The organism is Schinkia acidoalkalinis, from assembly GCF_054301215.1.
Genome location: NZ_CP182573.1, coordinates 1,476,245 through 1,494,600, shown reverse-complemented (window position 1 = coordinate 1,494,600; position 18,356 = coordinate 1,476,245). Strand labels below are relative to the sequence as shown.

Genomic DNA, 18,356 nt, shown 5'->3' with positions numbered 1-18,356 from the left:
ACATACTAAGATGTAACCTGTCTACTAAGTGGTGATGTAATGAGGAATATTTTACATATTTATAAAACGGACTGGCTCAATATTTTTAAGGTTCCCATTGCGACTCTGCTCATCATTGGTTTAATGGTGTTGCCGTCTTTATATGCTTGGGTCAATTTGATTGGCGCTTGGGATCCTTATTCCAATACAGCGGGTATTCCAATTGCGGTGACAAATGAGGATACGGGAACGGTTTTAAACGTAAGGGATATTCATGAAAAGATTAATATCGGCGATGAAATCGTCAATAATTTACGGAAGAATACGAAGCTGGGCTGGACATTTGTTTCTAGTGAAGAAGCGGAACGTGGTGTCATTCAAGGTGATTATTATGCCAGTCTGTTCATTCCAAGTGATTTTTCTGAAAAGGTAGCAACAATTATAAGTGATCAGCCGATAAAACCTGAAATTCAATATACGGTGAATGAAAAAGTAAATGCAATTGCCCCAAAGATTACGGCAAGCGGTGCTTCCGGCGTTGTATCGCAGGTGAATGAAAATATTATAAAAGCAGCTTCTAAAGCTATGTTTACGGTTTTTAATCGGGTTGGGATTGAGCTTGAAAAAGAACTGCCGACCATCCGCAAAATTGAGCATCGCATCCTAGAGCTTGCCGAGCACATACCAGATCTCAATCAAGCAGCCAATAAGGCGCTGGAATTAGAAAAAAAATTGCCGGAAATCAATAAGAAAGCACAGAAGATTGTCGCACTTGAACAACATCTTCCAGAGGTAGAGGCGGCGGGAGACAAGATTCTTTTACTAGAAGATAATATTCCAAAGCTCAAAAATGCCAGCAATGATATTTTAGCTATTCAGCGTCGGCTACCGGAAATAGAGGAAGCTGCTAATCGCATCGTTGAAATTGATCAAAATTTTGATAAGGTTGAACAAGAGCTTTCTAATGCTTTGGATGATGCAAGACTAGCTGAGAATATTATTAATGAGGCATTAGCAGCGCTGCCAAAGATTGAGCAAATCACCAATTCAAGCCTCCAATATATAAACGCCTTGAATGACTTCTTGTCGGAAAATGAGGGTGCCTTTGATAAGATAGCGCCTGTGATTAAGCAAAATCTGTATCTTTTACAGCAAACGGCAGATGCAGTATCACAAATAACAGGGGTGCTCCAGCAAGTTAATTTTGACCCGGTTCTAGCCGCTAATATGATTTCGGCTCTTCAAAGTCAATTAACGCTTGGTTTAAGGGTGATTGATCATACGGAAAGTTTGATAACGACATTAAATAATGATTTGCCAAATCATCCTCTTACCAATAATATTGCTTCTTTACATAAGTTAGCAGCAAATTTTACAAAACAAAAAAATATGTTAGCGAAAATTCAAACAGACATTGCAAACGGTAATCGACCAGTCACGGCATTGATTGATGATTTGAGTAGTCTCTCAAACCAAACAAGTGATCTGTTAGCCGGAGTTCTTTCACGCTATGATACGGAAATTGTTCCTAAAGTGAATCAGGCGCTAGCTGATATTAGACAAACAGCAAAAAACTCAGCTAATGTGCTTGAAGGTGCACAGAAAAGGTTACCGGATATTGAGAAAATTTTAACTGATTTAGCGAAAGTAGCATCTTTTTCTGTGGAACAATTAACAAAATTACAAGGGGATCTTCCGGAAATTAAAGATAGGTTGCATCAGGTCGCTACTACAATTCAAGCAAAGATGGGTAGTTTTATAAAAGCAGTAAATGGCGCAGCCGATTTTGTTCAAAATGATTTTCCAAAGTTGGAGCCGAAAATTCACAAAGCTGCTGATTTTATTCGCAACGATTTGCCAGGGGCGATAGATGATGTCCACAGGGTTTCTACATTTGTCCAAACTAAACTACCGGAATTGGAGGGATATATGCATAAGGTAGCGAATCTAATCCGTACTGATTTGCCTGAAATGGAGGATGCTCTAGCTAAAGCGGCAAGGGAAATTCGACGTTTCCAACAAACAGGAAATATTGGGCAAATTATTACACTCTTAAAGAACGATATTCAAGAGGAGAGCGATTTTTTAGCCCATCCTGTGCTTATGAAAGAACGAAAAATGTTCCCCATTCCAAATTACGGGTCAGCGATGTCGCCATTTTACACAACGCTTGCATTATGGGTGGGGGCTTTAATCTTAGCTTCATTACTCCGTTTCGATGTTTCGAATCAGGAGCTATATAAAAGCCATGAGATTTATTTCGGAAGGCTTTTCACATTCATGACAATCGGCGTATTCCAGGCATTGATTGTAACAATGGGTGACATGTATTTACTTGGTACTTATGTTTCCGATAAGCTACTTTTTGTATTGTATGGGGTATTAATCAGCCTTGTGTTTATGGCGATTATTTATACCTTTGTTTCCGTGTTTGGAAATATTGGAAAGGCTTTGGCGATTGTTTTTCTTGTCCTGCAATTATCGGGCTCAGGGGGAACTTTTCCAATTCAGGTGGCGCCAACATTCTTTCGGATCATCAACCCTTTCTTACCTTTCACATATGCCATAAGCTTAATGAGGGAAGCGGTAGGAGGGAGTATATTGGATGTTGTCATGCGTGATATTACTTATTTAGTGCTTTTCCTTTGTTCTGCTTTTGTATTGGGAGTCCTTTTGAAGAAACCATTAAGCAAGTTTACAGAAGAGACTGCGAGAAAGGCAAAAGAAAGTAAAATCATTCATTAATTGGCGCAAAAAAAGGAGTGGCTATTCCGTTTAGCCACTCCTAAATAATTGGAAGGATTGTATTGCACACGATTATCAAAATAAGGTGTTTTTTATGATCACACGATACCGTGGAATAGCATTGCATCTGCAACTTTTAAGAAGCCAGCAATGTTTGCACCAACTACAAGGTTACCTGGGTGACCATACTCGTCAGCAGCTTTCTTGCTTTGTTGATAGATGTTTACCATAATGTCATGTAATTTTCCGTCAACTTCATCAAATGACCAAGCAATTCTTGCACTGTTTTGAGCCATTTCTAATGCTGATACAGCAACACCACCAGCGTTAGCAGCTTTAGCTGGGCCAAATAGTACGCCGTTATTTAAGAATACGTCGATAGCTTCTAGTGTAGAAGGCATGTTAGCACCTTCACCAACTGCGATTACGCCGTTAGAAACAAGTGTTTTTGCACTTTCTTCATCAATTTCATTTTGAGTTGCGCAAGGTAATGCGAGATCACATGGGATCGTCCAAATACCTGAGCAGCCTTCATGATATTCAGCTTCTGGATGATGTTTAACATATTCAGAAATACGTTTTCTTTCAACTTCTTTTAATTGTTTTACAAGAGCTAGGTCAATACCGTTTTTGTCATATACATAACCGTTAGAATCGCTACACGCAACAGCTTTAGCACCAAGTTGAGTAAGCTTTTCGATAGCATAAATTGCAACGTTACCAGAACCTGATACAACTGCAGTTTTGCCTTCGAAGCTTTCACCTTTGTCTTTAAGCATTTCGTTTACAAAGTAAACACAGCCATAACCTGTTGCTTCAGTTCTTGCTAAGCTTCCGCCATAACTTAATCCTTTACCAGTTAAAACACCAGCTTGAGTTTGGTTGCGAAGCTTCTTGAATTGTCCGAATAGGTAGCCGATTTCTCTTCCGCCAACACCGATATCCCCTGCAGGTACATCTGTATCTTGATCAATATGTCTGTAAAGCTCTGACATAAAGCTTTGGCAGAATCTCATGATTTCAGCATCAGACTTTCCTTTTGGATCGAAGTCAGATCCACCTTTACCGCCACCGATAGGTTGACCAGTTAATGAGTTTTTCAAGATTTGCTCAAAACCTAAGAATTTAATGATACTAGCGTTAACAGAAGGGTGGAAACGTAAACCGCCTTTGTAAGGTCCGATTGCACTATTGAATTGGATACGGAATCCGCGGTTAACCTGTACTTTACCATTGTCATCAACCCATGGTACTCTAAATAGAATTTGACGTTCAGGCTCAACAAGTCTTTCTAAGATTCCAGCTTCCATGTATTTTGTCTCTTTTTCAAAAACTGGTACTAGTGAATCAAGGATTTCTTGTACAGCTTGGTGGAATTCGGGTTCATTTGGATTACGTTTTTTTACAGTTTCAAGTACGCCGTTTACATAATTTTTTGCCTGAGTGTCGTTTGCTGTAGTTTGTTGTAATGTTGACATTTGTTCAGTCCCCTTTTTAAAATATATTTTTATTTGAATTTTTTATTTAGTAACTAATTTTTGAATATTTCAATCTCTATGGTTTTATTTTATACTCGAAAATTAATCTAATCCAATATATAATTTAGATAATACCTATGCCGAAATGATATGTATTAGGGAAAGGCGGTGAAAAATATGGAATTAAGACAGCTGCAATATTTTATAGAAGTTGCCAAACGGGAGCATGTTACTGAGGCTGCCAATGCCATGCATGTAGCACAATCCGCTGTTAGCCGGCAGATATTTAATCTGGAGCAGGAGCTCGGGGTAGACCTCTTTGTAAGGGAAGGTCGAAATGTTAAACTAACACCAATTGGAGAAGTATTTTTGCATCATATAGAAGAGGCAATGGTTGTCCTTGAAAAAGCGAAAAGAGAAGTTGATGAATTTCTAGATCCTGAGCAAGGAACTGTTCGGATTGGTTTTCCGAGCAGTATGGCAAACTATACATTGCCTACATGCATCTCTGCCTTTCGCGAAAAGCACCCACATGTAAAATTTAAGTTTAGACAAGGATCTTATAATTATTTAATTGAATCTGTTATTAATGGGAAAGTGGATATGGCATTGATTGGCCCACTGCCGAAGAATAATCCGAAATTAAAGACGGAAATATTCTTTTTAGAAAAAATTGTCGCCTTATTACCAGAAAGCCATCCCCTCGCTTCACAAAAACAAATTAAATTAAACCAACTGCGAAATGATCCATTTGTGTTGTTTCCAGAGGGATTTGGTTTGCATGATTTGGTAGTTAATGCTTGCCGTCAAAATGGATTTCAGCCGGAGGTTGCCTTTGAGGGCAAGGATATTGATGCTATTAAAGGATTGGTAACAGCAGGCCTTGGCGTAACATTGATACCTGAAATTAGTTTAATAGACTCTAAGCCGCGTGCAGCAAAGAAATTATTTATTGTTGACCCAGAAGTGACCCGTACGGTTGGTATTATTACCCCAAGTGATCGGGAATTACTTCCTACTGAACAAGTATTTTATGATTTCCTAAGGGACTTTTTCAAAGTGCTGAATGGTTATAATTGATGCTTTTTTTGGCCATAAGAAAAAAAATAGAGGCTGAGTCAGCCTCTATTTTTGCTTACTTTAAGTTTCCAGGAACTGATTTTGAAAGTCGGCCTGAATTTGCAGCTTGTTGCGGTGAAACAGCTGGCTTCAATATACGCATGTTTATCAACTCCTTTCAATAGTTTCCATGTTTTCTAGGTTTTCTAGCATCGTATTTTGTTTCCAAATAAGGCGGAGTACTTGCTTGATTTTCTTTTTCTCAAATGTGCAAGGGCGTTTGCCTGTTCTAACACGATATAAAGGACAATGGTTTCCTTGGCAGGCTGGTCGGAAAAAGCACGCTTGACAGCCTGTATCTTTATCTTCGCCTGAAGTCACCCAGAAAGCAACTTTATCATAATCTATATCCATCGTACCATCAGGCAATAACTTCCCTACATGATTAAATTCCTCATTGAAAGAACAAGTACATTTATAGAGCTGTCCATCGGCTCCGATGACGAATGAATGCGGCTTTGCAGCATAACAAACGGAACCGGACGGCATGATGGCAGATTCGATAATGGAACTCATACCAAGCCCTCTGTCTAAACCGTATTCGGTAAACTCCCAAATTTTAGTTTCGGCTACACGATGATCACAAATTGGCAAATCGCCGTCATTTTCACCGCCCCAGCGGCCTACCGGACGACAAAATGTTTGAAAACGTGGATCATTGCCAAACAAGCCGCTAAGGTAATCAAGAAATGGCTCCACATTGGCAAGATTGCTTTCGTCAAAATTGATGCGAATATAAATCTCGAACTCTTCATCGATTTCTTTGATAGCTTTCAAGTTTCCGATAATCGTGTCAAATGTTTCGCCACCGCCTGTTAGAAATCTCCTTGAATCGTGATATTCTTTCATTCCATCAAGTGTAATCATAAAGCGGCGTACATTCCAGCTGAGTAACGAGCGGAAATTTTCCGGTGTTAAATAGTATCCATTGGTTGTCATTTCTGCTGTATAGTTTATATCGTATTTTCGGACAGTAGTTAGAATGGATTCACTAAGCTCTTCAATTACATCAAGTGCCAGCATCGGCTCACCGCCAAACCAGCTGATGCTTAGATGGTCTAATGATTTCCCTTTTTGGGCAATAAATTCTTTTAATCCGTTGCGAACCTCAGCCTTCATATTGCCCTGTGGAAAAGTCTGGTAACAATATGTACAACGGAAGTTACATGCCTCAGTTGGCATTACAATTAGATGCATCGTATCTGTACGATGGAGTGATTGATGGAAAAAGCGTGCTCTTGCATCTTCGTCAACATCATCTTGAACGAGAAATCCTGAATCAACTAATGCTTGTAGTGTTTCAGATAATTCTCCCGATACACCATCTCTTTTTAAAGCTGCCATTACAATTGGCTTTTCTTCTAATGTAAAGGAGGCTATGGCCCCTGTATAGCTATTGTATAAAATAAGTTCGCCATTATCTGCTTGTGACATTGCATTGAAGCGGGAGGGAAGCCACCGTTTAGTTGTCATTCGTTCCTGCACCCTTTCCATTTTAAAATCAAAAAAAACAAGTGTACCCATGGAATTATTCCAGTGTTCCACCTCTATTGCTTAAACAAGTACTTATTGGGAAATTGTTCTTTTTGCATGTTTATTATATATAATTAAGGTATAATTAGCAATTGGCTGACAAGCTATCATACTATAATTTTAGAAAAATAAATGTCCAATTTGCTACCATAGATTCATATAATTATTGAAGAATGAAAGAAGGAAATAGAATGTATTTGACAGTAAAAGAGACAGCTGAATTACTATCAATACCCATATCACATGTAGAAAGTTTAATTTTACAAAAAAGAGTACGGTCCATTTATGATGGTGAACAATATCTAATTAATAAAGAACAATTTAACACTCATTTTGAACAATTGGAGAAGTATAAAAAATTAATAGATGAAATTTATAATGAGCCGATTCCTGAAGATATCGATGTTAAGGATGAGGATTAAGTCATTTTGTTTCAATGGAAAAGTCTCCTATGATAATATAAAGCAATAAGTTTGGGAGGCTATAAAAAAGGTGGGAAAAAATGAATTCGGAAAGTAAAGAACAATTATGGTCAAGATCCTTTATCATGCTCATGCTTGGCAACTTTTTTCTGTTTATGTCATTTCAAATGTTAATTCCAACGGTGCCCCCCTATATTAAATCAATTGGAGCATCAGGTTTGGAAATTGGGTTGGTAACAACGCTTTTCTCTGTAGGGGCAGTTTTTTGCAGACCTTTTATCGGACATATACTTCAATATAAGTCTAGGAGACCGTTGGTGCTGTCTTCTGCAATTTGTTTATTGGTGATTACTTTGATTTATCCACTGACACAAATTGTCGTGTTATTCCTGGCTCTACGCCTACTTCATGGCATAGCCTGGGGCTATTCGACTACAGTAAACGGAACAGCTGCTGTCGATATCGTTCCCAATTCCCGTCTTGGTGAAGGAATGGGATATTTCGGACTTTCAACAACGATAGGAATGATCATTGCCCCAAGTGTGGGCATTTATCTTTATCAAGTTACTACATTCACGAATTTAATCTACATATCAGGCATACTAGGAGTATTAGCTGTTGTCATGTTTGCCGTTGTTCGCTATAACACCCCAGATGCTGTGAAAAATGCGAATAAAAAGGAACTGAGCTTTTCTTATGTAGACTCGTTAATTGAAAAAACAAGTTTACTACCAGCACTGATTATGCTAATGGTAACCTTTGGATATGGGACGATTGTTACTTTTATCGTTATTTTTGGAGAGGAACGCGGCATTGATCAAATTTTCCTCTACTATTTATGCAACGCAATTATGGCAACCTTAGTTAGGCCGATAACAGGGAAATGGTTTGATAAAAACGGTCCGATTGGGCTTGTATTATGCTGCATTTTATTTACATTTGCTGCTATGTGGGTACTTTCTTTTGCCCATTCCAATTCATTGATTGTGGTATCAGGGATCCTTTTCGGAGTCGGGTTTGGGACTTTAATTCCAACTTTGCAATCATGGGCACTTTCGCTTACACCCCATAGCCGCCGCGGTGTTGCGAATGGGATGATTTTTTCTTCGTTGGACTTAGGGATTGGAATTAGCGGGTTGATATTCGGCTTTTTGGCTGAGTTTATCGACCTAGGTACTATTTTTCAAATATCCAGTTTGTTTTTAATTATAGCCATGGTATTGACGATGCTAGAACGGAAACGTGTAAAAGCAAAACAGCACCAGGAGCAGCCAGTTGCCCTTGTTAAATAGTTGTTTGGAAAGCACCGTTTGTTGTAAAACGGTGCTTTTATGTGCATTCACGAGAAACGACCAGTATTTGCTCTTTTCCTTCATAATTTGAGTGTGTTATAGTTAAAAAGTGAAAAATAAGAGGGGTAATGAACGATGAGTATAAAAGAACAAGTTAATAATAGACGGACATTTGCAATAATTTCCCACCCGGATGCCGGAAAAACAACAATGACGGAAAAACTACTACTGTTCGGAAATATCATCCGTGAAGCTGGTACGGTAAAAGGGAAAAAGACTGGGAAATATGCAACATCAGACTGGATGGAAATTGAGAAAAAAAGGGGAATCTCCGTTACTTCAAGTGTAATGAGCTTTCCATATAAGGATTATTACGTAAATATTTTGGACACACCTGGACACGAGGACTTCAGTGAAGACACATATCGTACACTAACAGCTGTGGACAGTGTTGTGATGATCATCGACTCAACAAAAGGTGTTGAGCCGCAAACGATTAAGCTCTTCAAAGTGTGTCGGATGAGAGGAATTCCAATTTTTACATTTATTAATAAGCTTGACCGAGAAGGGAAAGAGCCGCTCGAACTTCTATCAGAAATTGAAGAGGTGCTAGGCATCGAATCCTACCCAATGAACTGGCCGGTTGGCATGGGAAAAAGATTTGAAGGTATTATCGACCGCTTTAATAACAAATTTGTGCGCTTCTTAGGGGACGAACAAGAAGAAGTGACATCTCTAGAACAATTGGATAAATCGCAAAGCCCTGCATTGGAATCGGTATTTGATGAACTTGAACTGCTTGATGAGGCAGGAAATGAATTCAGCGCTGAACGTGTTGCGAAGGGAGAATTAACGCCTGTCTTTTTTGGAAGTGCGCTTGCCAATTTTGGTGTACGGACATTTTTTGATACATTTATTCGTTTTGCATCGGCACCGAAGCCAAGAAAAACGGACGATGGCCTTGTGAGCCCAGATTCAGAGACATTTACCGGCTATGTTTTTAAAATTCAAGCTAATATGAATCCTGCCCACCGTGACCGGATTGCGTTTTTGCGTATTTGTTCAGGCAAATTCACACGGGGCATGAATGTACGCTTAACAAGAACAAATAAAACGATGAATCTTAATCAAACCCAGCAATTTTTAGCTTCCAGCCGTGAAACAGTAGATGAAGCTTATGCCGGGGATATTATTGGATTATATGACCCGAACATGTATCAAATTGGCGATACCATCACAGCAGGTAAAGAGGACATTCATTATCGTGAACTGCCGCAGTTCCCACCGGAAATGTTCCGCAAAGTTCGTGTGAAAAACGTAATGAAGTCCAAGCAATTTAAAAAAGGGATCGAGCAGCTTGTTCAAGAAGGTGCGATTCAGCTTTTCAAACAAGATTCGAACGATGATATTATTCTGGGGGCAGTCGGTCAATTGCAGTTTGAAGTATTTGAATACCGAATGAAGGCTGAATACAATGTCGATATCGAGTTTACGCATTTAGGCGATCGAATTCCAAGATGGCTGACTGGAGAGCCGAAGGACCGTCGCTTGTTTGACTCAAGAAGCTTGCTCGTTCAAGACCGCTACGAACGATATGCCGTCTTATTTGAAAACGACTTTACACTTCGTTATTTCCAGGATAAAAATAAGGATGTTGAGCTTGTTGACTTGTTTGAGGCTAATGACTATAAGAGCTTGTAATGACGAGTTCTCTTTAGTTTAGGTGCAAGATATGCTTTTAGTAGCATATTGTAAAAATTAATTTGTTAATAAACAACCTGATAAACTTTGTTTTATCAGGTTGTTTGTTTTATTGTACAAACTGATTGCGATTTTGATTGCGTGTGGAAACTGTATTGATTCGGACACTTTGGGCAAGGAATCGGTGAAGAAAGTCCCAATGGAGGTGCGAATTGGACAGGACAGGTGTGAAATGAGCGAAGAGAGTCCGAGTGCCACACTGATACTGTCAATAAATCCATTTGCTTGATACCAATGTTTACAGTAAGGAAGTAAGTAATTTGTACCATTAAATAAAAATTTGATAAAATGCTAGAAAAGGGCCTCGGATCACTGAGCCCCTTTTTAATTTTAACAAAGGAATTGCTAAAATATTCTTCAACCATACTACCAAAAAGAAGGGAAACCTCCCATGAGGATTAACAAATTTATCAGCAGTTCGGGTTTTTGCTCAAGGCGGGAAGCTGAACGATTAATTCGTGCCGGTAAAATAACCGTCAACGGCGAAATTCCGGAACAAAACTATATGATCACGCCAACCGATGTGGTTCTCATCGAGGGCAAGCCATTACCCGTTAAGAAGCGCCTTATTTATATTGCACTGAACAAACCGGTAGGGGTGGTTTGCACAAACGCCACTACTGTTAAGAATAATATTGCCGATTATATGCACTTTCCGGAGCGGATTTTTGCAGTTGGGAGATTGGATAAGGACTCCGAAGGGTTACTTTTGCTTACAAATGATGGCGAGATTGCCCATAAAATACTTCATTCAGAGCATAATCATGAAAAGGAATACATTGTAACTGTTGATAAACCGATAACGGATGATTTTATCGAAAAAATGGCAAACGGTGTTGAAATCCCAAATCTGAATACAGTTACAAAAGCTTGCAAGGTTTATCAAATTAATGAAACAACCTTTCGAATTATTTTGACGCAAGGATTGAATCGGCAAATTCGGAGAATGTGCAAAGAGTTGCATTACAGAGTGATTCGCCTCCAGCGCATCCGCATTATGAATATAAAATTAACAGATTTAGAGTATGGCATGTGGCGGGAACTTACTGAACAAGAGATTAATCAACTTAAATCACTTTTACAATAAAATTGCCTCTTACTACACTTATGAATCCATTCTTTAACCAGGAACAAATTCCGCTATTTCCCATAAAATAATTACAAAAAACTGGGGAGAATATTATGAGTGTTTGGATAAGCGAGGGGTTGTTCTACCAGGTTACTGCAAGCCTATATCCAGTCTCGACGAAAACGGCAGACGGGGTGAAATGGGGCTATATCAATTCTCGAGGAAAGCTGCAAATAAAACAAGACTATGATCAGGCAATGGAGTTTCAAACAAACGGTCTAGCCGTTGTACGACTGAATAACCACTTTGGTGTAATAAATCATAATGGGAAGTTTGTTGTCGAGCCTAGGTATGAAATGATCTCTCTTTTTTCAGAGGGACGGGCACAAGTGATTGATAAGGGCAATTATAAAGTAATCGATACGAGCGGTAAAGTACTAACCTCAAAGTTCTATAGCCTTATTGGAGCGTATGAAAGTGGGCGGGCTTTGTTTGCTGAAACGACTGAAGGTGGTCAGCATCGCTATGGTTATTTAGACCGCCAAGGAAAAGAGGTCATTCCGGCACAGTTTATCAATGGTAATGACTTTCAAAACGACAAGGCTGTTGTCCAATTGTCAGCAAATGAATATGCCATCATTAATCGGATAGGGAAAATTTTGAATAAATATCCTTATCCATTTGTGGGAAATCTCGGGGATGGACTTTTACCGTTTAAGGAAAATGAAGATGGCAAGCTTGGTTATATGGATGTAAAAGGCACCATCATCATTCAGCCGCAATACACGATAGCCATGCCGTTTGAAGAAGGGTATGCCATTGTTAATAAGGGCGAGGATTATAAACAACAATATGGGCTTATCAACAAGGAAGGTAAGTTTATGATTGCCCCCACATATAATGATATTCATCTAGTAGGAAAAAACCGCGTCGCAGTAGGGAAAGCAATCAAAGAAGAATCCCCATTTTATGGCTCAAAGTATGCTTTGGCAACAATTGATGGGACGGTTTTTACAGATTATAAGTATTTCACAATACTAGATTTCAAAGAGGGCGTTGCTTCAGCCACAACGGGAATGGAAACTTTTTTTATGTTGAGAAATGGAAAAATGGCAAAGGACCTGCCAGTAGTTAAAGGAGAGGGAACCTTAACATTAGAAGGGGAATTAGTAAAGGCAAATGTTGATCAGCGGTTATCCTATTATAACCGTTCAGGTGCTCTTGTTTGGAGACAAAATCGATTGATCCCATTAAATCAACAGTATAAGGTAGTGGAGAAAAAATATAAGCCAAATAAAGACTATCTTGTCTATTATCCACAGGTGGAAGGCATGGCCAGTGTGAGCGCTCAGCAAAAAGTAAATGAGGAACTGAAACAATTGGCCCAGGTTAAACCAATCCAAGCTGAAGTTCAATTAGATTCCAGCTACACTGGGGATTTTGCAATCCAATTTCACAAAGAGCAGTTGCTTGTTATTGAAATTGAAGGCTATGACTATCCTTTTGGTGCTGCCCATGGAATGCCGTACCGGGTGTATGCTTCTATCAACTTAGTAACTGGAAGTATTTACGAATTGGCGGATTTATTTAGAAAGGATAGCGATTATGTAAAAGAATTGAGTACGATTATAGCTGAGCAGATTGAAAAGGATGAACAATATTCTTATGTATTCCCCAATGCCTATAAAGGGATTAGTGCAGATCAATTATTTTACATTGATGCTAACAATCTTTATCTATATTTTGAGCCATATGAAATTGGCCCATATGCCGCTGGTTTTCCTACGTTTACAATTCCATTCACAGAGATCAAGGATATCATAAATTTCCAGGGAGAGTTTTGGCAAGCTTTTCACTAAAAGGCAGGGTCATGTCCTGCCTTATCCTCCAAAAAGTAAAGCAAAAAGTTTCAAATTTAGCAATTTTTCCTTAGATAGGATGAGTTTCTATACAATTTCCGATAAAATAAGAATATAAAATATGACAAAAAAAGACAGGAGACTACTATGAGTGTACAGTCAAAAAAAGTAAAGTCTGATATTGAGATTGCTCAAGAAGCATTCATGAAGCCTATAAAAGAAATTGCCGAACAGCTTCATTTACAAGAAGATGAATGGGAGCCATATGGACGGTATAAGGCGAAAATTTCTTTGGATGTGATGAAACGGCTGCAGGGCCAGCCGGATGGAAAGGTCATTTTAGTTACATCGATTAACCCAACTCCAGCAGGAGAAGGGAAATCAACGGTGACGGTTGGGCTTGGACAAGCGTTGAATAAAATTGGCCACAAGACCATTGTTGCATTGCGGGAGCCTTCTCTAGGGCCGACGATGGGAATCAAAGGGGGAGCCAGCGGTGGCGGTTACTCTCAAGTGATGCCAATGGAGGATATTAATCTCCATTTTACAGGTGACTTCCATGCGATTACGACGGCAAATAATGCCCTTGCAGCATTTATAGACAACCACATTCATCAAGGAAATGAACTGCAAATTGATACAAGAAGAATTACATGGAAGCGGGTCGTTGACTTAAATGACCGTGCTTTAAGGCAAGTGGTTGTTGGCCTCGGCGGACCGTTACAAGGTGTCCCAAGGGAAGATGGCTTTAATATAACCGTTGCTTCTGAGATAATGGCTATTCTTTGCTTGGCAAAGGACCTTGCTGATTTGAAGGGAAAGTTATCCAATATTGTGATTGGCTACAATATTGCTAAACAGCCGGTAACTGTTCGGGATTTAGGTGTACAAGGTGCTCTGACGTTATTATTGAAGGAAGCAATTAAGCCAAATTTAGTACAAACATTGGAAAATACACCAGCCATTGTTCATGGCGGCCCATTTGCGAACATTGCCCATGGCTGCAACAGTATTATTGCGACAAAACTTGCCGCGAAGCTTGGCGAGTTTGTGGTAACCGAAGCCGGCTTTGGTGCTGACCTCGGCGCAGAAAAGTTTTTAAATATAAAATCACGGCTAGGTAATATTGATCCTAAGGCCGTTGTTATTGTGGCAACGATTCGTGCTTTAAAAATGCATGGCGGTGTTGACAAAGGCAATCTCACGGAAGAAAACGTAGACGCCTTAAAGATTGGCATGAAGAATCTGCAAAAGCACATTGAAACAGTAAAAAGCTTCGGCTTGCCATTTGTTGTTGCTATTAACCGTTTCATTACAGATTCCGAAAAGGAAATCGAAACCATCGAAAAATGGTGTGAAGAGAAAAATTACGATGTTGCGTTATCAGATGTTTGGGCTAAAGGCGGCGAGGGTGGTATTGATTTAGCGGTCAAACTTCTAAAGGTTTTAGATAAACATGAAAGCAACTTTAAGCCATTATATGATGTAAATGACTCCATTGAAGCAAAAATTGAGACGATTGCTAAAAAGGTGTATGGCGCTGCTGGCGTTGATTTCATTCCAAAGGTGAAAAAACAAATAGAAGAGTATAAAGCCTTTGGTTGGGATAAGCTACCGGTTTGCATGGCAAAAACCCAATATTCCCTGTCAGATGATCCAACCAAGCTGGGCCGACCAGAAGGCTTCAAGATTACCGTAAGAGAATTGCGTCCTTCAATCGGAGCTGGCTTCCTCGTTGCGTTGACAGGCGACGTCATGACTATGCCAGGTTTACCAAAGAAACCGGCCGCATTAAACATGGATGTTGATGCAGATGGAAAAGCTATCGGGCTATTTTAAGATTGGATGATAAGGCGCTGCTCTTTAAAGGTAGCACCACCATAAAAAAAGTCCTTCATCACAATGATGAAGGACTTTAAATACATGTGGGGTTTAAAACACCTTCGTTGTCCAAGACTCGCAATTCCATACTTCCGTTACAACTTCTCTATAAAACTCAGGCTCATGGCTGATTAATAAAATGCTGCCTTTATAAGCCTTAAGAGCGCGTTTTAACTCATCTTTCGCATCAACATCAAGATGGTTTGTCGGCTCGTCCAATACAAGCAAATTCGTTTCTGTGTTAATGAGCTTACAAAACCGTACCTTGGCTTTTTCGCCACCACTTAATACTTCAACCTTGCTTTCGATATGTTTTGTAGTTAAACCACATTTTGCCAAAGCAGCCCGGACTTCATATTGACTAAAGTGTGGGAACGAATTCCAAACTTCCTCAATACAAGTATTGTTATTTGCCGTTTTAATTTCTTGTTCAAAATAACCAATATGCAAATAATCACCGCGTTCAACATTACCAGAAATCGGCTTGATTTCGCCAAGAATGCTTCGTAATAATGTTGTTTTACCAATTCCATTTGCGCCGACAAGGGCTATCTTTTGGCCACGTTCCATTTTTAAATTCAATGGTCTTGAAAGGGGTTCATCATAACCAATAACAAGATCCTTCGTTTCAAAGATGACCTTGCCTGACGTACGTGCTTCTTTAAAATTAAATTCTGGTTTTGGTTTTTCCTTCGCCAATTCAATAACATCCATTTTATCAAGCTTTTTCTGACGGGACATCGCCATGTTTCTTGTGGCAACACTTGCTTTGTTACGAGCAACGAAGTCTTTTAGTTTTGCAATTTCCTGTTGTTGTCTTTTATAAGCAGATTCTAACTGTTGCTTCTTCATTTCATAAACAGACATGAAATTATCGTAGTCACCAACATAGCGGTTTAACTCTTGATTTTCCATATGGTAAATTAAGTTAATAACACTGTTTAAAAACGGAATATCATGCGAGATTAAGATAAAAGCATTTTCATATTCAAGCAAGTACCGCTTTAGCCACTCGATGTGCTGTTCATCTAAATAGTTGGTCGGTTCGTCTAAAAGTAAAATATCTGGCTTTTCCAGCAATAATTTAGCAAGTAGGATTTTTGTCCGTTGACCGCCGCTTAAATCAGTAACATCACGTTCAAGCCCAATATCCTGCAAGCCAAGGCCGCGGGCTACCTCTTCGACTTTAGCGTCAATGATATAAAAATCATTATTTGTTAATAGGTCTTGAATGGTGCCAACGTCCTCCAATAGCTTTTCAAGCTCCTCTGGAGTGGCCTCAGCCATTTTTTCATAAATTTGATTCATTTCAGCTTCTAGATCAAACAAATATTGAAATGCACTTTTTAGTACATCGCGAATCGTTAGACCTTTTTCAAGCACAGTATGTTGATCCAAATAGCCGACACGGACGTTCTTTGACCATTCTATTTGCCCTGCATCAGGCTCTAACTTTCTCGTAATAATATTCATAAAGGTGGATTTACCTTCGCCATTCGCACCTATTAAACCAATATGCTCCCCTTTTAAAAGACGAAAGGAAACATCATTAAAAATGGCACGATCCCCAAATCCATGGCTTAAATTTTTAACTGTTAAAATACTCATAATTTCCTCCATTTCCGGTTAATAAATATATATTTAATTCAAAGAATTTATTAATAAAAATATAAACTAAAACATTAATTTCCCTAATCCCTAACCATCAAACCCCCAAATTAAAATTATATATGACAGGTCCGTCGGATGGAAGAAAACTTTTTTCCAAATGAATACTAAAAATAGGCATTCACCTAAATCTAACCTGCTACATATTGTATTCAGTATAGAAGGTGTTTTAAAATCCATTTACTGGGAGTGTGGCATTAGTGGTAGGTAAAATTAAAAATTATTATGCTGGAGGCAACACCGCCAAAGGCTTCCAAAGCTTATTTGATTCAAACCTAAATAATTTGGAACGGGTCTTTATTTTAAAAGGAGGACCTGGCACGGGAAAATCAAGTTTAATGAAAAAAGTTGGCGAGGAATGGGTAAATAAAGGTTATGGTATTGAGTATTTACACTGTTCATCTGATAATCAATCCATTGATGGTGTCATCAATAGGGAATTGCAGGTTGGAATCGTTGATGGCACAGCTCCACATGTGATTGAGCCAAAAGCACCTGGTGCTGTTGAGGAATATGTAAATTTAGGAGAAGCATGGGATTCTAAAAAGCTCGCAGTCCATAAAAAAGAAATTCTAGAACTCTCAGAGCAAATATCTAACTCATTTCAAAGAGCTTATCAATTGTTTGCTGAAGGTTTAAAAATTCACGATGAGTGGGAAGTATTTTATATAAAGAATATGGACTTCAAGGAAGCGAATAACTTAACAGAAGAAGTCATTCAACAGTTTTTCGGAGGTGTGAAGTTAAATAAAAAGTCCGATGTTAAACATCGTTTTCTAGGGGCGGCAACACCAAATGGCCCGGTTGATTTTATTCAAAATTTAACAGAAGATATTGAACATCGCTATTTTATTAAGGGACGCCCGGGATCTGGAAAATCAACGATGTTGAAAAAAATTGCCGCAGCAGCAGAAAACCTTGGCTATGATGTGGAAATATATCACTGTGGCTTTGACCCAAGAAGCTTAGATATGGTGATTCTAAGAGAAATTGGAATTGCCATCTTTGATAGCACAGCACCACATGAACATTTTCCAGACCGAAAAACAGACAAAATCATCGACATGTATAGAAGAGCGATTAAAGAAGGAACAGATGAGAAATATGCTGCGGAAATAAGTGAAATACAAGAAAGATATTCTGCTAAAATGGCAGAAGCAACATCTTTCCTTGCGAAGGCCAAACAGCTCCGTGATGGGCTGGAGGATATTTACAAAGAAGCGATGGACTTTAGTGTGGTCGAAAAAAAATGCGAAGAAATCAGAAGTGAAGTTAAGAAAATAGAAGAAATGTTAAAAAGATAATAGCGAGGGAAATAAGTGTGGAAAAGAGCCTTTCCACACTTATTGCTTTTTGCAAAAAATGACAAAAAATAGGTTTTAATTACCTAGTAGTTCTAGTCTGTTACTACCTTGTATGCAAAATATTCATAGAATATAATGATAGTAGAATCGAAAAAGGCAAAGTCATTGAAAAATGGCGACGCAAAGCTAGAGGGGCTACGTCGAAAAGATATGCCAGCCAGCTACCGAATAAATATCTGTGTAATG

General features: G+C 38.9%; 12 protein-coding genes and 1 riboswitch. Of the genes, 9 read left to right on the top strand and 3 right to left on the bottom strand.

All coding sequences use genetic code 11. The features are described 5' to 3' along the window. The first annotated feature begins 39 nt into the window (after positions 1-39). The gene (locus ACNQFZ_RS07860) at positions 40-2,724 is read left to right on the top strand and encodes a YhgE/Pip family protein (RefSeq protein ID WP_458414722.1); all 2,685 of its coding nucleotides are present in this window, start codon (positions 40-42) and stop codon (positions 2,722-2,724) included. A 98-nt stretch (positions 2,725-2,822) separates the two neighbouring features. On the opposite strand, the gene gdhA is transcribed toward ACNQFZ_RS07860, so the two are convergent. Next, positions 2,823-4,202: an NADP-specific glutamate dehydrogenase gene (gene gdhA / locus ACNQFZ_RS07855; protein WP_458414721.1), complete on the bottom strand. Its 1,380-nt coding sequence runs from the start codon at positions 4,200-4,202 to the stop codon at positions 2,823-2,825. Between the two features lie 177 nt (positions 4,203-4,379). Between gdhA and ACNQFZ_RS07850 the strand changes: the two genes are divergently transcribed. Then, on the top strand, positions 4,380-5,282 hold the full coding sequence (locus ACNQFZ_RS07850) for a LysR family transcriptional regulator (RefSeq protein ID WP_458414720.1): 903 nt from the start codon (positions 4,380-4,382) through the stop codon (positions 5,280-5,282). A 147-nt stretch (positions 5,283-5,429) separates the two neighbouring features. Here ACNQFZ_RS07850 and ACNQFZ_RS07845 read toward each other — a convergent pair whose 3' ends face one another. After that, positions 5,430-6,794 (bottom strand): radical SAM protein, encoded by a 1,365-nt coding sequence (locus tag ACNQFZ_RS07845; protein WP_458414719.1) that lies wholly within the window; start codon positions 6,792-6,794, stop codon positions 5,430-5,432. Positions 6,795-7,045: 251 nt separating this feature from the next. Here ACNQFZ_RS07845 and ACNQFZ_RS07840 point away from each other — a divergent pair, with 251 nt between their 5' ends. From ACNQFZ_RS07840 to ACNQFZ_RS07815, 6 genes are all read left to right on the top strand, one after another. Next, positions 7,046-7,276, top strand: a complete 231-nt coding sequence (locus ACNQFZ_RS07840; protein ID WP_458414718.1) for an excisionase family DNA-binding protein — start codon at positions 7,046-7,048, stop codon at positions 7,274-7,276. Positions 7,277-7,356: 80 nt separating this feature from the next. Further along, on the top strand, positions 7,357-8,568 hold the full coding sequence (locus ACNQFZ_RS07835) for an MFS transporter (protein WP_458414717.1): 1,212 nt from the start codon (positions 7,357-7,359) through the stop codon (positions 8,566-8,568). A gap of 135 nt (positions 8,569-8,703) precedes the next feature. Next, on the top strand, positions 8,704-10,269 hold the full coding sequence (locus tag ACNQFZ_RS07830; RefSeq protein WP_458414716.1) for a peptide chain release factor 3: 1,566 nt from the start codon (positions 8,704-8,706) through the stop codon (positions 10,267-10,269). A gap of 451 nt (positions 10,270-10,720) precedes the next feature. Beyond that, positions 10,721-11,416 (top strand): pseudouridine synthase, encoded by a 696-nt coding sequence (locus tag ACNQFZ_RS07825; RefSeq protein ID WP_458414715.1) that lies wholly within the window; start codon positions 10,721-10,723, stop codon positions 11,414-11,416. Positions 11,417-11,511: 95 nt separating this feature from the next. Next, the gene (locus tag ACNQFZ_RS07820; RefSeq protein WP_458414714.1) at positions 11,512-13,257 is read left to right on the top strand and encodes a WG repeat-containing protein; all 1,746 of its coding nucleotides are present in this window, start codon (positions 11,512-11,514) and stop codon (positions 13,255-13,257) included. 147 nt (positions 13,258-13,404) lie between these two features. Further along, positions 13,405-15,096 carry a formate--tetrahydrofolate ligase gene (locus tag ACNQFZ_RS07815; protein ID WP_458414713.1) on the top strand — a complete coding sequence of 564 codons (1,692 nt, stop codon included), beginning with the start codon at positions 13,405-13,407 and terminating at the stop codon, positions 15,094-15,096. A 93-nt stretch (positions 15,097-15,189) separates the two neighbouring features. On the opposite strand, the gene ACNQFZ_RS07810 is transcribed toward ACNQFZ_RS07815, so the two are convergent. Next, positions 15,190-16,746, bottom strand: coding sequence for an ABC-F family ATP-binding cassette domain-containing protein (locus ACNQFZ_RS07810; protein ID WP_458414712.1), 1,557 nt, complete (start codon positions 16,744-16,746; stop codon positions 15,190-15,192). 260 nt (positions 16,747-17,006) lie between these two features. On the opposite strand from ACNQFZ_RS07810, the gene ACNQFZ_RS07805 reads away from it, so the two are divergent. Further along, entirely contained in the window at positions 17,007-18,110 is a 1,104-nt protein-coding gene (locus ACNQFZ_RS07805) for a PRK06851 family protein (RefSeq protein WP_458414711.1), read from the top strand. A gap of 145 nt (positions 18,111-18,255) precedes the next feature. Continuing rightward, a riboswitch (cyclic di-GMP riboswitch) is annotated at positions 18,256-18,339 on the top strand. Positions 18,340-18,356 lie beyond the last annotated feature (17 nt).

Bases quoted from the DNA above. Each gene is read 5' to 3' on its own strand.
- ACNQFZ_RS07835 (WP_458414717.1), top strand. From the start codon at position 7,357: ATGAATTCGGAAAGTAAAGAACAATTATGGTCAAGATCCTTTATCATG.
- ACNQFZ_RS07840 (WP_458414718.1), top strand. From the start codon at position 7,046: ATGTATTTGACAGTAAAAGAGACAGCTGAATTACTATCAATACCCATA.
- ACNQFZ_RS07850 (WP_458414720.1), top strand. From the start codon at position 4,380: ATGGAATTAAGACAGCTGCAATATTTTATAGAAGTTGCCAAACGGGAG.
- ACNQFZ_RS07815 (WP_458414713.1), top strand. From the start codon at position 13,405: ATGAGTGTACAGTCAAAAAAAGTAAAGTCTGATATTGAGATTGCTCAA.
- gdhA (WP_458414721.1), bottom strand. From the start codon at position 4,202: ATGTCAACATTACAACAAACTACAGCAAACGACACTCAGGCAAAAAAT.
- ACNQFZ_RS07825 (WP_458414715.1), top strand. From the start codon at position 10,721: ATGAGGATTAACAAATTTATCAGCAGTTCGGGTTTTTGCTCAAGGCGG.
- ACNQFZ_RS07845 (WP_458414719.1), bottom strand. From the start codon at position 6,794: ATGACAACTAAACGGTGGCTTCCCTCCCGCTTCAATGCAATGTCACAA.
- ACNQFZ_RS07810 (WP_458414712.1), bottom strand. From the start codon at position 16,746: ATGAGTATTTTAACAGTTAAAAATTTAAGCCATGGATTTGGGGATCGT.
- ACNQFZ_RS07830 (WP_458414716.1), top strand. From the start codon at position 8,704: ATGAGTATAAAAGAACAAGTTAATAATAGACGGACATTTGCAATAATT.
- ACNQFZ_RS07860 (WP_458414722.1), top strand. From the start codon at position 40: ATGAGGAATATTTTACATATTTATAAAACGGACTGGCTCAATATTTTT.
- ACNQFZ_RS07820 (WP_458414714.1), top strand. From the start codon at position 11,512: ATGAGTGTTTGGATAAGCGAGGGGTTGTTCTACCAGGTTACTGCAAGC.